General features: G+C 36.1%; 13 protein-coding genes and 1 tRNA gene. 7 read left to right on the forward strand and 7 right to left on the reverse strand.

The features are described 5' to 3' along the window. The 3 genes from tsaD to ACWPWS_RS12505 are packed head-to-tail and all read left to right on the forward strand — an operon-like array spanning window position 1 to window position 2,101. Entirely contained in the window at window positions 1-1,017 is a 1,017-nt protein-coding gene (gene tsaD, locus ACWPWS_RS12495; protein WP_105684531.1) for a tRNA (adenosine(37)-N6)-threonylcarbamoyltransferase complex transferase subunit TsaD, read from the forward strand. Continuing rightward, window positions 1,014-1,409, forward strand: coding sequence for a hypothetical protein (locus tag ACWPWS_RS12500; RefSeq protein ID WP_454046707.1), 396 nt, complete (start codon window positions 1,014-1,016; stop codon window positions 1,407-1,409). The genes tsaD and ACWPWS_RS12500 overlap by 4 nt, the downstream gene beginning before the upstream one ends. After that, complete coding sequence (locus tag ACWPWS_RS12505) at window positions 1,406-2,101, forward strand: RsmE family RNA methyltransferase (RefSeq protein ID WP_209785842.1); 696 nt, start codon at window positions 1,406-1,408, stop codon at window positions 2,099-2,101. The genes ACWPWS_RS12500 and ACWPWS_RS12505 overlap by 4 nt, the downstream gene beginning before the upstream one ends. Before the next feature lie 48 nt (window positions 2,102-2,149). Here ACWPWS_RS12505 and ACWPWS_RS12510 read toward each other — a convergent pair whose 3' ends face one another. Beyond that, window positions 2,150-2,830, reverse strand: coding sequence for a TrmH family RNA methyltransferase (locus tag ACWPWS_RS12510; protein ID WP_105684534.1), 681 nt, complete (start codon window positions 2,828-2,830; stop codon window positions 2,150-2,152). A gap of 162 nt (window positions 2,831-2,992) precedes the next feature. Here ACWPWS_RS12510 and ACWPWS_RS12515 point away from each other — a divergent pair, with 162 nt between their 5' ends. The 3 genes from ACWPWS_RS12515 (at window position 2,993) to ACWPWS_RS12525 (ending at window position 4,752) form a co-directional block, all read left to right on the forward strand. After that, the gene (locus ACWPWS_RS12515; protein WP_105684535.1) at window positions 2,993-4,009 is read left to right on the forward strand and encodes an asparaginase; all 1,017 of its coding nucleotides are present in this window, start codon (window positions 2,993-2,995) and stop codon (window positions 4,007-4,009) included. Window positions 4,010-4,064: 55 nt separating this feature from the next. Beyond that, window positions 4,065-4,151 (forward strand) — tRNA-Ser (locus ACWPWS_RS12520). Between the two features lie 187 nt (window positions 4,152-4,338). Continuing rightward, a complete protein-coding gene (locus ACWPWS_RS12525) occupies window positions 4,339-4,752 on the forward strand; it encodes a hypothetical protein (protein ID WP_454046708.1) in 414 nt (137 codons plus the stop codon). 114 nt (window positions 4,753-4,866) lie between these two features. On the opposite strand, the gene ACWPWS_RS12530 is transcribed toward ACWPWS_RS12525, so the two are convergent. Both ACWPWS_RS12530 and ACWPWS_RS12535 read right to left on the reverse strand, forming a co-directional pair. Continuing rightward, a complete protein-coding gene (locus ACWPWS_RS12530) occupies window positions 4,867-5,601 on the reverse strand; it encodes a hypothetical protein (protein WP_454046709.1) in 735 nt (244 codons plus the stop codon). A 383-nt stretch (window positions 5,602-5,984) separates the two neighbouring features. Continuing rightward, window positions 5,985-6,719: a hypothetical protein gene (locus ACWPWS_RS12535; RefSeq protein ID WP_454046710.1), complete on the reverse strand. Its 735-nt coding sequence runs from the start codon at window positions 6,717-6,719 to the stop codon at window positions 5,985-5,987. A gap of 492 nt (window positions 6,720-7,211) precedes the next feature. On the opposite strand from ACWPWS_RS12535, the gene ACWPWS_RS12540 reads away from it, so the two are divergent. Continuing rightward, entirely contained in the window at window positions 7,212-8,003 is a 792-nt protein-coding gene (locus ACWPWS_RS12540; protein ID WP_454046711.1) for a hypothetical protein, read from the forward strand. 120 nt (window positions 8,004-8,123) lie between these two features. Here the strand turns inward: ACWPWS_RS12540 and ACWPWS_RS12545 are convergent, their stop codons facing one another. The 4 genes from ACWPWS_RS12545 to ACWPWS_RS12560 form a co-directional block, all read right to left on the reverse strand. Continuing rightward, the gene (locus ACWPWS_RS12545; protein ID WP_454046712.1) at window positions 8,124-8,819 is read right to left on the reverse strand and encodes a hypothetical protein; all 696 of its coding nucleotides are present in this window, start codon (window positions 8,817-8,819) and stop codon (window positions 8,124-8,126) included. Between the two features lie 902 nt (window positions 8,820-9,721). After that, the gene (locus tag ACWPWS_RS12550; RefSeq protein WP_454046713.1) at window positions 9,722-11,254 is read right to left on the reverse strand and encodes a M20/M25/M40 family metallo-hydrolase; all 1,533 of its coding nucleotides are present in this window, start codon (window positions 11,252-11,254) and stop codon (window positions 9,722-9,724) included. 662 nt (window positions 11,255-11,916) lie between these two features. Further along, window positions 11,917-12,681, reverse strand: coding sequence for a type I methionyl aminopeptidase (map, locus tag ACWPWS_RS12555; protein WP_454046714.1), 765 nt, complete (start codon window positions 12,679-12,681; stop codon window positions 11,917-11,919). Between the two features lie 706 nt (window positions 12,682-13,387). Then, the gene (locus ACWPWS_RS12560) at window positions 13,388-13,654 is read right to left on the reverse strand and encodes a hypothetical protein (RefSeq protein WP_454046715.1); all 267 of its coding nucleotides are present in this window, start codon (window positions 13,652-13,654) and stop codon (window positions 13,388-13,390) included. Between the last annotated feature and the right edge of the window lie 1,473 nt (window positions 13,655-15,127).

A 15,127-nucleotide genomic window follows, 5' to 3' on the forward strand; every position in this document is an offset into this window, starting at 1 on the left:
ATGAGCGACTCTATAATTTTAGGTATTGAATCGTCCTGCGACGACACCTCAGCAGCTATCATCAAGGGAAATTCTATTCTTTCAAACATTGCCGCGAATCAGGCCATCCACAAAGAATATGGTGGTGTTGTTCCTGAATTGGCTTCACGGGCCCATCAGCAAAATATTATCCCCGTTGTTGAAAAATCTTTTTCCAAAGCAAATATACAACAAAATGCTATCTCAGCTATAGGATTTACACGCGGACCCGGACTTTTAGGATCTCTTCTTGTAGGAACATCATTTGCTAAATCTTTGGCTATGAGCTTAAACGTTCCATTAATTGAAGTAAATCACCTTCAAGCCCACATTTTGGCCCATTTCATCGAAGATGCAAATCCTGTGCCGCCTGCCTTTCCTTTCTTATGTCTTACCGTAAGTGGCGGACATACCATGATTGTATTGGTGAAAGACTATTTCGACATGGAAATCATTGGAAAAACCATCGATGATGCCGCAGGAGAAGCTTTTGATAAAATAGGAAAAATCTTTGACCTTGATTACCCGGCAGGGCCTATCATCGACAGACTTGCCAAGGAGGGAAATCCTGATGCTTTTAAATTCAACAAACCAAAGCTGGAGAATTACGATTATTCTTTCAGCGGAATTAAAACTTCTGTGTTATACTTCATCCAGAAGGAAGTCAGAAAAAATCCGGATTTCATCAAAGAAAATCTGAATGACCTTTGTGCTTCCGTACAGAAATCTATTATTGAAATCTTAATGAATAAGCTTGAAAAAGCGGCCAAAGATCTTAAGGTGAATGAAGTGGCCATTGCAGGTGGTGTTTCTGCCAATTCTGCTCTGAGAAAAACAATGGAAGACAATAAAGAAAGACTGGGCTGGAATATCTACATTCCCAAATTTGAATATACAACAGACAATGCTGCTATGATTGCCATGGTAGCGAAGTTGAAATTTGAACGTGGAGAATTTACAGATTTAAGAACTTCTGCAACGGCAAAATACGATTTATGAAAATACTCTTAGAAGAAAAAGTACTGGGAACACATTCTAAAAAGAATTCGAAATATTACTGGATACTGGAAACAATTACAGGAAAAAATGACAACCCGGAGAATTCTTTAGATTATTTCCCATCAAGTTCTGAGACGGGATATATTCAGGACATAAAAGATGAAGTTTTAAAATTAATCAATTCTGAACATCTTTTCAGTTTCCCATACACTCCAAAGGAAGGAGATTATTTATCAATCAAAAATAATTTGAGAAAACAGGAATACCTGAATTTGATTTTCATTAATAATACCTGGATTGAAGAAATATACATGTGTTCTTACCGGGAATGTGATACAGATATTTATACAACCATCAAAACAGGAGTTGCCTTTATAAGTCAGGATATATGAAATTATTTTACGGAGAAATAACGGATCAAAAAGTCGTCATTAATGATGATGAACAGCAGCATATCGTGAAAGTTCTTCGAATGAGGGATGGCGAAGATATTCATGTGACAGACGGAAAAGGAAAGCTGGCATCCGGAAAACTGATCATAGAAGGGAAGAAAGCTGGTATTGAAGTTTCTGAGATCAAAGAAAATCTGCCGGAATTCAATCCTAAACTTCATATTGCGATTGCGCCTACTAAAAATATTGACCGAATTGAATTCTTTGTGGAAAAAGCCGTGGAGATGGGGACTTCAGAAATAAGCATTATCATCACAGAGAAAACAGAACGTAAAAACATCAATATTGATAAAATCAGAAAACAGGCTATTGCCGCATCAAAGCAAAGTTTGAGATTCCATTTTCCGGTGATTAATGATGCGGTAAAACTTACTGACTTTCTGAAAAACACTGATCCGGAACATACTTTTGTAGCCCACTGCCATGAAAATCTGGAAAGAATAGATCTTAAAAATATTCCTCAGCTGGAACAGCTTACCTTTCTCATAGGTCCGGAAGGCGATTTTTCTGAAAAGGAGATTGCATTTCTGGCAGAAAATAAAGTAAAGGCAGTATCCCTTGGAAACCAAAGACTCAGAACAGAGACTGCCGGAGTTTTTGTCGCCGCATGGAATTATTATAATATGATATAAATAACAAAAAGAGAAGCTTAAAAACTTCTCTTTTTTATTTCTGATTCATTATTTCCAGTCAATATTATTTTCCCGCAGATATTTTTCAAAAATCTGCTGCCCGCTTCTCATAGAATTTACAGCCCAAAGGATTTTCATCCTTAAAAGCTTTTCTTCATTTAATTTATAATCAATATCAGATTTTATCAGCTTTTGTTTCAGTTCATACATACAAATTGAAGCCGCTACAGAAACATTAAAGCTTCTTGTAAATCCATACATCGGAATAGCAAGGGTTTCATCTGCAAAATCTAAAATTTCCTGGGAAACACCTTCCATCTCCGTTCCAAAAACCAAAGCAATAGGTTCCGTAATTTCATATTCAGGGAGCATTTTAGCATTGTTTTCCAGCGAAACCACTACAATTTTATATCCTCTGTCTTTAATATTCTGAAAGGATTCCATATTTCTGGGAAGTTTTTCAACCTCAACCCATGTATCCGCCCCTTTGGTTACGCGAAGATTCGGTTCAAAACTATATTCTTCCTGCAAAGCCACCACTTTATGAAAGCCACAAGCCTCTACAGAGCGTACAATAGCAGCTGCATTTCTAAACTGATAGACATCTTCTACTACCGGAAGCACAAAGTCTGAACTCTCCTGAGAGAAATGTTCAATTTTCGCCAATCTTTCTTCGGTTAAAAACTGTTTTAAATATTCATAAGTCTGTGCTAAATCACTCATCTGCATTTCGTTATTTATTTCAATAGCCTGATGAAATTCTCATGATAATCCTCTTATTTTCATAAAATTTTACCCTAAGCCTTTCATTCATTTTCAAATCTTTGCAAATTAACGTAATTTTGACCTATGAACCCTCATCGGGCTCCAATTCTTAATTAAAATTAGTACATGAAGCGAAAAGTCCTGCTCATCTATACCGGTGGAACCATCGGAATGGAAAAAGATTATGAAACCGGAAGTCTCCGTGCCTTTGATTTTGGAAATATATTTGAAAAGATGCCTGAAATGAGACTCATGGAATGTGAAGTCTTTGTTCATCCTTTTGCCAAACCACTGGATTCTTCGGATATGGGACCTGAAGAATGGAGAGTAATCGCCAATTATATTCACAAAAATTATGATGATTATGACGGTTTCCTGATTCTTCACGGAACAGACACCATGTCTTACACCGCATCAGCATTAAGCTTCATGCTAAAAGGATTAAGAAAACCGGTCATCATGACGGGTTCTCAGCTTCCCATTGGTGACCTGAGAACGGATGCCAAGGAAAATCTTCTGACAAGCCTTTATTACGCAAGCCTTTATGAAAATGATGAAGCAGTCATTCAGGAGGTTGCCATTTATTTTGAATATAAATTATTAAGAGGAAACAGAACATTGAAATATTCTGCAGAGTATTTTGATGCCTATTCAAGTCCGAATTACCCAATCCTTGGACAGTCCGGAGTTCATTTAAATATTCTTAAAGACAACTTATTCCGTTGTGACCCGAAAGTAGAATTTCATGTGGATGAACATATTTCTGAAGATATTTTATTCTGGAGAATTTTTCCGGGAATGCATCTGAGCCACTTCAGAGAAATCCCTAAAATGAAGGTTCTTATTCTTCAGGTTTTCGGCTCAGGAACTATTTTCAGCAGTGCAAAAACCCAGGAAACGCTTCAGGAAATCAGAGATAACGGAACGGAAATTGTGGTGGTAAGCCAGTGTATTTCAGGAGGTATCTCATTTGGAAAATATGAAAACAGTAATATCTTCTCCAGAATCGGAGCCATCAGCGGAAGGGATATGACGGCAGAAACAGCTATTACCAAAGCCATGCATCTTATTGATAACCCAAGCTACACCGGAAGCTTTGCCGATAATTTCACCAGAAGCCTTTGTGGAGAAATTACAGATTAAATTGCAAGAATAATTTGGATATTCCAGAAAATACACTATTTTTGCAATCTCAAAAAGAAAGGTGTCCGAGTGGTTGAAGGAGCTACCCTGGAAAGGTAGTATACGGGTAACTGTATCGAGGGTTCGAATCCCTTCCTTTCTGCAAGAAACTAAAGCCTGTGCTAATGATTAGCACAGGCTTTTTTGTAATTCATATTCTATGATTATTTACCTGTATTCACAATAGGTATTTCTACCCAGTCTGATAATTGGTCATTTATACGTTACCTTATGTGCTTTGCTCTTCGTTACTTTGAAGCACAATCTAATCACCTAAAAACCAAACCAATATGACATCAACAAGTGTAAATGCAAATTCTTCCGGTCAGGTAATACTTGGAAACGGAGCACAGTTCTGGGTATATCTTTCCCCACAAAATGATACCTCTAAAATGATCTCTACATGGCGTGTAACTTTTTCACAGGGAAACTGGAGCGATACCATTTCCAGTGAAAATCCTACCAAGCAGATCCAGACTCCTCATCTTTCCGGAATCTTTGAAATCAAGGTAGAATTATTAAGCGGATCTACCGGTACATGGCGTCAAATTCCTCCTCAACAAGGGAGTCATAATGAAATAGGCTGCAATTCCAACTGTGCTTCAATGGTAGGAATGGTTGCGGACAGTACAAACCCTCCTATCGGAGCTATTAATGCCCATTTCTGGACAACATGGGATGCTATGTGTAAGACAGGAGTATAACCTCAAGAGCCTTAACAAATTTATACCATTCTATTACTGCAGTATTTGCGGCTGGCAAATGAATATCACTTCATTGTTAACCGCAAAAGATACTGTAGTATTTATTCATAAGATCTAGTTTTTCTCATATACATAAATATGTACATTTCCTGGTAAAAAAAACATGTCATTCGTTCCATTCGGGCCTATATGAGATAATCTTTTGACATATATTCCTACATTAAAATTCCCGACAGGTACATTTCTAAAGACAAAAGATCTGAAATTACCTCTTCTGGTATTACTAAAATTACTTCCATCCATTTCTAGAAATCCGGTATCAAGAACAGCAAATTCTCCCGATGGAATTACTATATTGGCCAAAAAGGAATAGGATATTGAAGATGTAGAGGAAAGCGCATTAGAATAAGTATCTATATCCAAATATATTACCACAATATTATTGGGGTTACTTACCGATAATCCAGTTTTACTACCTATTATAACAGACAAGCCATTTTCATTACCTATATTCATTGGAACTTGATTCGTTGCAAACTCATTAAATGATCTCAGTGTATTGCTTGGTCCTATTACATCTCCAATATTTTTCCAGACCACCGGGTTTCCTGCACCCTGGGATACCATAACCTGATTGCTCAGCCCGGGTGATCCGGCTGTATTTGCAGTCCCTCCGAGGTTAATTTCCCTGGTCACCTGAAGTGATCCGTTAACATGCAGCGTCTTTTGAGGGGTTGGTGTATTAATCCCAATATTACCAGCCTGAGAAAAGGCAAACCCGGAACAAAACGTTAAACCTATCGACAATAAATGTCTGATATTTCTGTAAGTAAATTTTTTTTCTTTCATCGTAAATCTTGTTAGAAGGTTAATATTCTATATTACCTTACAAAATTAATCCCGATCCTTAGTTTTATTATAAAACTACATACATCTGATATACAGCATAATAAAATTTGCATACATCCCATATACATCATTTTAAAAAAAATCAACTTAAAAACATCAAATAAAGTAAACAGTACCTCAATATCATCCATTATATGGTTTTCTCACAACCCAAAAGACTATATACCATTTTTTATTTCATCATATCCTGAGTCTATTTTTTTCTAATATGGGAATGAAGTGACATTCATAAAGTATGGGAAGATTTTCAGTTGAGAACCACTACCAGGAGATACATTTATTATTTTTCAAAATACATCTATATCTTTCAATATTTTAGAATATTAGTTAGACTCATACACATAAACATGTATATTTCCAGGTATAAACTCCAAATTTTTAGTTGCATTTGGGCCTACAGAATTTTGCCTATTACCAAAAAGACCAACGTTGATAGTCCCTACCGGCAAGTTTTTGTATACAAATGATTTAAAATTAGGACTTCTACTATCAGCAAAAAGCGTTCCACTTAATATTAAAAGTTGGGAACTTTGCAAGGCTATTTCCGTACCACCTTGTGTTATATTCGTTTTAAGAAAATAAGCTATAGCAGATTGCTCGTAAAGCTGATAAGAGTAGGCATCTACATCCAAGTATACCACAACAGTATTAACTGGTTTAGAGATAGTCACCCCAACCACTGTTCCTAAAAGGATACTTACATTAACTTGGCTTGAAGTCAAATAATTGTAAGTGGTTACAGCATCCTTAAATAATTTCAACGTATAAGTGTTAGATGGTATTAAATCACTCACATTCTTCCATATGACTGGATTTCCTGCTCCTTGAGATACCAAAACCTGATTACTGAGTCCGGGTGATCCGGCTGTACTTGCAGTCCCTCCGAGGTTAAGTTCCCTGGTCACCTGAAGTGATCCATTAACATGCAGCGTCTTTTGAGGGGTTGGTGTATTAATCCCTACATTACCAGCCTGAGAAAAGGCAAATCCGGAACAAAGCGTTAAACCTATCGACAATAAATGTCTGATATTTTTATAAGTCAATTTTTTTTCTTTCATGGTAAATCTTGTTAGAAGGTTAATATTCTATATTACCTTACAAAATTAATCATGCCCCTTAGTGTCATTATAAAACTACATACATCTGATATACAGCATAATAAAATTTGCATTCATCCCATACACATCATTTTTAAAAAAAATCAACTTAAAAACATCAAATGAAGCAAACAATACCACAATTCATACATTATACGATTTTATCTCAACCCCAATAGTCATATAACATTATCTCTTTCAACTTATTCTGAGTTTATTTTTTTCTAATATGGGCTTTACTTTACTTCATTCCCAAATCTATCCTAAATCAAGTGTTTATTTTGTCTTGTTTTTAAACAGTATTACAAGATTTTGAATAAACATCCTATGAACAAAGCCTATAATTTTGTGACCACGAAATATTCTCTCTGCGTATCAACGGTATTCATTTCCATCTTATGGTTTCGCAGTCATTTGAAATTAACAGTAAAACAGTTATCCATACTATTGAGCATGAAGAAATTTTTTGCAGGATTATTTTTATTGGGATGTATAGGAACATCGGTTAAAGCACAGATCAGTCCACCTGGACTGGGAGATGCCAACAATGCATTCTGGGGAGCTTTTGGAGTGAAGCGACAGCTTGATTCTCTGGGCAAGAAGCAGGCTTTGAGCTATGTTGCGATCGGGAGAAAAAGCAGTCCGGATGATCATCATGTATTTTCAAAACAAGCGATCATTGTGTTGAATCATGAAGTCTACCATTCCTTTGCTCCCCATCAGCAGTATAGCTATGCTTTGAGCTACCGCAGGCAGCCCCAGTATGAAAGTACTGCTCCTTATGATAAAGAAAATACGGAACAGGAATTCAGAGTTTACGGAAGATATGCCTACACTTTTGATCTTGGAAAAAAATGGAAGCTAAAGAATACAGTGCGACAGGAATTCAGAAAGTTTTATGACGCAGGTTTTCATAAAGTAGAAGAAGATTTTCAGTTGAGAACCCGTATCAAGAGCCAGCTTACCTATAATTTATCTCCTAAAAACAATCAGAAGCTGGCTTTGAGTGCAGAAGCATTATTTTCCATAAGCCATCTCAATGAGCCGGATGCTGAGTGGAGTTCCTTTGGATATCGTGAAATGCGTATTGCCGCTTATTATATGTTTACGATTCCCAATTCTCCTTTTACCGTAGATATAGGATATATGGATGATCTGATCAGAGACAGCAGAAGTATTCATCACGGAGGTGTTCACTATCTGGCAGCAGACCTGATCTGGAATATTCCTTACAGAAAAAGATAATAAAAAGAATCATCCCGCCTCTTCAGATACAAAATCCCAGTCATCACTGACTGGGATTTTTGATTGAAAAACATAAGTTTTTCCGCAATATAATTAAGTATGAATGTTTGGTGTAAAGTTTTAGTTGCACAACGTCAAAAACTGGCGGCTCATCTGTACGCTGAATTTTGCTTCTGCTCTTGAGCGTGCATAAATCGTATTTTTAAAAGCATGTACTGTTTTCAGTTTCTGGTCTATGAATTCTGCAATTTGCACCACAGAAAAAAGAAAATCTCTGTATACCGCCATATTCACGGTCTGACCATAGTAGGGAAGATATGCCTTTAAAAAAGGAATTGCTTTCTGATGTCGGTTGTAGCTGATACAATACCCCACTCCTTCCATTGAGGTAATAATCGTATAGTTATTAATATAATCCTGAATATTTTTGCTGCCATCCAGTGCCTGAGCATTTTTTGAACAAAACTTATTGATCTTATCCAGAATATGCTGGGCATACTCCATCATGGAAATGTTTTTAAATTCAAAAACCTGGTTTATTCCGTTGGACGGTGAAGTTCCGTTTTCACAATCAATGCAGAAAGAAATCCCTATTTTTTCATGATAGGGGAAAAAGCAGTCTTTCACTTCAATGGAAGCATCCGGCTTCAGCCTGTTATCTCCAAAACTGTAATAGACATACGGACTGTAAAGATCCGCTAGGGCGTTCAGATAATCTGTTTCGCTGGTATTATGATATTCTTCAAACCATTTTTCAAGGGTATCGTAATAGTTGCTTTCAAAGTCGTTAAAGTTTAAGTAAAATGGCAATTCCATAGCTCTGTAATTTTGATATGACAAAGCTATATTCGTAAAGCGACAAAACTTGACGCAATATATTTTTTGTGAAAAAGATTTGGGAGGTGGTTAAGTCAATGGTCAATTTTTGCTTCGCAAAATCAATCGTCAATCATTATTAACGCTAAGCTTCGCAAGGTTTATTAGCAACGTTTTATATTTTGTTCGCAAAGGCACTTCGTTCAGCCAGGACCTTAGCGTATACATTGCTGATTGAAACGCCTCTGCGATCGTTTTCTACAAACAATAAAATACCGTAGCGGACTTTGTGTTAAAATCTGTTTCTATATTAGAAAACTTGACGCAATATATTTTTTTGTGAAAAAGATTTGGAGGTGGTTAAGTCAATGGTCAATTTTTGCTTCGCAAAGTCAATCGTCAATCATTATTAACGCTAAGCTTCGCAAGGTTTGTTAGCAACGTTTTATATTTTGTTCGCAAAGGCACTTCGTTCAGCCAGGACCTTAGTGTATACATTGCTGAGTGAAACGCCTCTGCGATCGTTTTCTACAAACAATAAAATACCGTAGCGGACTTTGTGTTAAAATCTGTTTCTATATTAGAAAACTTGACGCAATATATTTTTTTGTGAAAAAGATTTGGAGGTGGTTAAGTCAATGGTCAATTTTTGCTTCGCAAAGTCAATCGTCAATCATTATTAACGCTAAGCTTCGCAAGGTTTGTTGGTAACGTTTTATATTTTGTTCGCAAAGGGACACTTCGTTCAGCCAGGACCTTAGTGTATACATTGCTGAGTGAAACGCCTCTGCGATCGAAAGAAATTAAACATCATAAAAAACTTTGTGAACGCTGCGTTTAATAATATGCGAACTTATATTAAAATTTACAATCGAAGCAAATTCACCAGTCACTATTGACATTTATTTGTCATAATTCTTCATCAGATACTCAAAGTAGTGGATCATTTTCAGATAATTTTCAATGCTAAGGTACTCATTGGTACTGTGAATACTTTGCTGTTCAGCGCTGTTGATTTTAATGGGCATAAATCTGTAGACATTCTTGCTTACAATCTCATATTTGGCAGCATCCGTTCCTGCCATGGTAAGATAAGGGGTAACAATCGCTCCGGGATGAATTTCTTTAACTCCCGCTTCTATCATTTTAAAAGCTTTTGTATTGGTGGAAGAAATAGCCGAAGCTTCTCTTGTATTGTCAATTTCTTCTACCTCAACCTCAAAGCCTTCAGTCGCTTTAGCAATGTGATCACGGACATCTTTTATGGAATTTCCGGGAAGCAGTCTGAAGTTCACCACAAATTCCACTTCAGGAGAAAGGACATTGGTACCGTCACTTCCTTTCATCATGGTTAACGCAGTAGTTGTTCTTACCAAAGCATTGGTTGTATTGTTTTTGGTGAGCTGTGAAATCAATACAGGTTTTAACAGCCATTGATTAGCGAGTGCCATTCTTGTGGTAAAAGGCATTTCACCGCCAATATTATTAAAGAATTCTTTGATTAAGGGCGTGATAACAGGTTTCATCTGATGATCTTCCAGACGCTGCATGATAACCGCTGCTTTTCCAATGGCACTTTCCATAGGAGGCATTGAGGAATGCCCACCCAGTCCTTTTACTTTTATTTTTGCAGAAAGAAATCCTTTTTCTGCACAGCCTACCACAGCTACATCAGTATCTATTCCTGCGACATTTCCTTTTCTCATAATCAGTCCGCCTTCGTCGTAAACAGCATCGAATTTCAGTCCTTTCTTCTTAAAATAATCTGCAATCTGTATCGCTCCTTTTTGTCCGCCTACTTCTTCATCAAAACCAAAAGCCAGATAAATATCACGTTGTGGAATCTGTTTATTTTTAATCATAGAATTCATGGATTCCATTAAGGAGAACAGCATTCCTTTCATATCTATGGCACCTCTTCCATAGATTCTTCCGTTGGCAACAGCACCTGAGAAAGATGCAAAATCCCAATCTTCCGCAACCTTTGAAACAGGCTCCAACGGTTTGTCATTGGGACGGAATATATTTTCTTCATTATTTTTAATGTCTGCATCTCCGGGAGGCACCACATCCATATGAGAAAGGAATAAAATAGGTTCCAACGCAGGATTGCTTCCTTTAAGCCTGAATACCAATCCATATTGGTTGACTTCAACATTTTCAGTATTCTGATATACTAATGGGTAAGAGGCTTTTAAATAGGTTTTGAACTGATCAAACGGTGCATAATCAAATTCTCCCAAACTGCCTGTAGAAACGGTTGGAACTTTTATTCCTCCGGAAAGCCTCATGACTGCAGAATCATTTTTTACCGGTTTCCATCCATCGCCTGTTCCAAGTTTATTTTTCTTAAACGGGTAAGTATAGGTTTTGATCAATACAACAGCAGCCAAAACGACAATGATTCCCAAAAGGATTAAAAGAAATTTTTTCATAGCAGATAGTTTGCGAAGTGATTTTATTCTATAAATATAGCAAAGTATTTGGTCTTTAACAATTTTACTCAAGATACTTCCCTTCTGGGTGAAACTAAAGAGACAGTCTCTGAAGAAACGGTGTTGATCCTGTCATCAAAAATTTATTCATTTATCCAGAATTATTATTAAATCTGAATTTAAGGGAGCAAAGAAGGAATCAACAAGTTGATGGGATGAAGCTTAGGGTTAAATGTGCTTATTGTTTTGTTTTTAACGCAAGGGCGCAAGGTTTTTTATCCAGATGCATCTTGTAAGGCGCAAGAAAATCAAAGATTTTCAGCAAGGAAATGAGGTTCGTAATCTACTTTGGGGAAGATAGTTTGACAGTAGATTGTGAAAGTGTTCTGAAAATTTTTTGATAACTGACTGTCTTAATTATTGTAAACGCAAAGTTTTTAATTATTGAATCTGAATTTAAGGAAGCAAAGAGGGAATCAACAAGTTGATGGGATGAAGCTTAGGGTTAAATGTGCTTATTGTTTTGTTTTTAACGCAAGGGCGCAAGGTTTTTTATCCAGATGCATCTTGTAAGGCGCAAGAAAATCAAAGATTTTCAGCAAGGAAATTAGGATAAAATCTTAGCGCCTTTGCAATTTATCAACAAGACAATGAGCAACCTTTTAATTCAGGATCTCATTCATTTGGGTTAAGATGATGGGTTTTCCATCGGTCACTACAATGGTATGCTCGTGCTGAGCCATATAGCCGCCCTTGTTGCCTACCATGGTCCATCCATCCTTTAATTCTACAGCAAGATGGGAAGAGGTTGCGATAAATGTTTCAATAGCCACCACAGAGTTTTTCTTAAAACGTCTCGTGTCATAACGGTTTCTGTAGTTCAGCAATTCGTCAGGCTGCTCATGTAAGCTTCGGCCTACTCCATGGCCGCCAAGATTCTTAATCACTTTTAGCCCTCGTTTCTTGGCTTCTGTCTCCATTAAATGTCCTATGTCTGCTATTTTCACACCGCCTTTGATATTATCGATGGCTTTTCTCAGAATATCTTTAGATGCCTCTACGAGCTTCTGATGTCCGTGAATATCTTTTCCGATCACAAAAGAACCTCCGTTATCAGCCCAATATCCATCCAGTTCTGCAGAAACGTCAATATTAATCAGGTCACCTTCTTGCAAAACCCTCTGATCCGTAGGTATACCATGGCAGAATTCATGATCCACACTGATACACGTCCAGCCCGGGAACCCATACGTCAGATAAGGCGCTGATTTTGCTCCGAAACCCTCCAGTATTCCCGCTCCATACTCATCAAGATCTTTTGTAGTCATGCCGGGTTCAGCATACTCTATCATCTTTTTCAAAGTATAGGCAACAGCTTCGCTTACTTTTTGCATTCCGATCAACTGATCTTCGTTGGTGATTGACATAGTTTTGTTTGTTATTGAGAACTACAAAGTTAGGAAATTGTAGGAGGATTATACCCATCAGCAGAATATTATCCTCATTGATGATTGAAAAAATACGATATCCAGACCCTTTTCCTATGATCTGATACCCCCTTCACCAACCCCCTCTACCCCCTTAGGTAAGGGGGTATATCCTGTTCGACAAGGGGGTAAAGGGTGTTCAATAAGGGTCTGGAGACCGGTAAGGAACAGGCTATAGTCCCTTGATGAAGTGGGTGTAGAGGGTTATGGAAGTGGCTGGAGGGACTTCTGAAGGGTGTAGAGAGGGTTTATAAAGTGGTTCCCGACACTTTGTGAAGGGGCTCGAGATACTTACCATAGTGCCTAAAGGCAGTTTCGAAGGGGCTGGAGACGGTTTACAAAATAGTTCGTGGTACTTTACATACTTTTAAACCAAAAATACTATACTTACGGTGATTTTTATTCTGTGCAAGGGTACTAGCGAGACACTCGCGCCCATAAACAAAATCATGAAGTTTATATATAGCTATTCTGAAAATTCAATTATACATTAAGATTCTACAGATTGATGCAAAGCCGGTTGTCATCCAAAGTTTAAAAGTAGTAAAACTTATACTATAAACAACCCCTGCAAGAATACAAGGGTTGTTATTTATTTTACTTTGGACACGAGCGAGACGCTCGCGCCAGCGGGGGAATATTCATTTTATAGAGTCATATTATTGCTTTTTCGTCCCCATTTTTTATATAATTGAAAATCTTGTGATTGCTTTAAATCATAAGCTGATGTTTTAGAAATTATTTTTTTAGATTTTATATTGACAACTTCAAAACCCATTTTAAAAATACTGTCTTCACGACTAAACTTTCGCCAAATTACTGATATACAAGGCAATCCAATTGAATCATGAGGTGGTATGCAAATAGGTGTCAAAGCTTCAAAATCAATTTTAAAAGTGTCTTTTTTATACACATGCCTGTAATTTTCTTTAATATCTTTAAGTGAAACTTTGATAGTATCATTTGTTGGATTTCCGAATAACAGAAACGTTTCAACATCTTTTATATCTGTACTACCATCCTTTGTGTAGTCACTTATTAAATTTTGAAAAGTGCAAACAGCATTCTATTTTTAAAAGCAGATTGACATAGGATATAAATAAAAAAATGAAAATTGAAATGTAAATATTTAATTTACTTCTATTTATATTTTTCATAAGTAAAATTCATCATTTCCATAATTCCCTTTGCTGATGCGAGCGTCTCGATCTAGCGACAGAATAGTCCTGCTACCTAAGGTTATCTATCTGTTCAACAATATTTATTTTGATAAGATGCAATAGTACTAAATAAATGAGTAGGAACAAATTTATCAAGTCCTAACATGAGTACTGTCATTAAACCCTTGATTATTAACAGGAAACCAAAAAGAGACTATTGCTATTTTAAATGTTTATTAATCATTAAATCTTCTTCATATTGCTCATTATTTATATCAATTAAATTATCACTATTATTGAATCTGTTTCTTGATCAACATCTAAAACAAAGAATATTATTTTCTATAATACAATACATTGAAATAATGTTATTATTATAATCTTCATCTCTTTTTACATATACAGCTGGAATCAGTTTTTCCTAAGATCCATTGTAATTGTTTTTCCATAATTAATATTTTTGAGCTTTAGAAGATACTTGTTTAATTATTTTTAAAGTAGTAATCGCTTCTTTTCCTCGCTGGCGTCGCTATCTCAATCATTAAGTTTATGTATAGCTATTCTGAAAATTCAATTATATAATGTAGATTCTACAGATTGAAGCAAAGCCTGTTGCCATCCAAAGTTTACAAGTAGTAAAACTTATATTATATAAACAATCCTTGCAAGAATTTAAGGGTTGTTATTTATTCTAGCGTGGACACGAGCAACATGCTCTCGCCAACGGGGACTTAATCTATTAATAAGAGATAATATTTAGTTCTCATTATCAACAGTTTTGATTATAAAATAGAACATGCGCAACCCTACTAAAATGACACAGGGATAGATACTATTTATATCAAACATTAGATAATCATAAATAAAGCATCTTTCAGAAGTTTTCCTATCAACTGCATTCTGGATATGATTAAAAAAATCATAGTCCATATTTTTTATATTAGTTTAATTTTTGTGTATTTTACAAAAATCAATACCAATAAAGAACTGTATGATTATTGGAATCCATAAATGAAATAATCAAGACTTGTAAAAAGAACATAGGTATTATATATTAAAAGTGCAACAAATAATACTATTAAAACATAGTAGAATGCAGTAGAATTAAATTTGCTTTTTTCTATAATCAATTTCTTTTAGTTTTTTCATCCACTACTTTTCTTGCAGATTTTGAAACGACAGTAACTGCTCCCTAAGGTGAGCGTATCACTACCCATAAACAAAAA

This window comes from Chryseobacterium sp. Marseille-Q8038 (assembly GCF_965111995.1).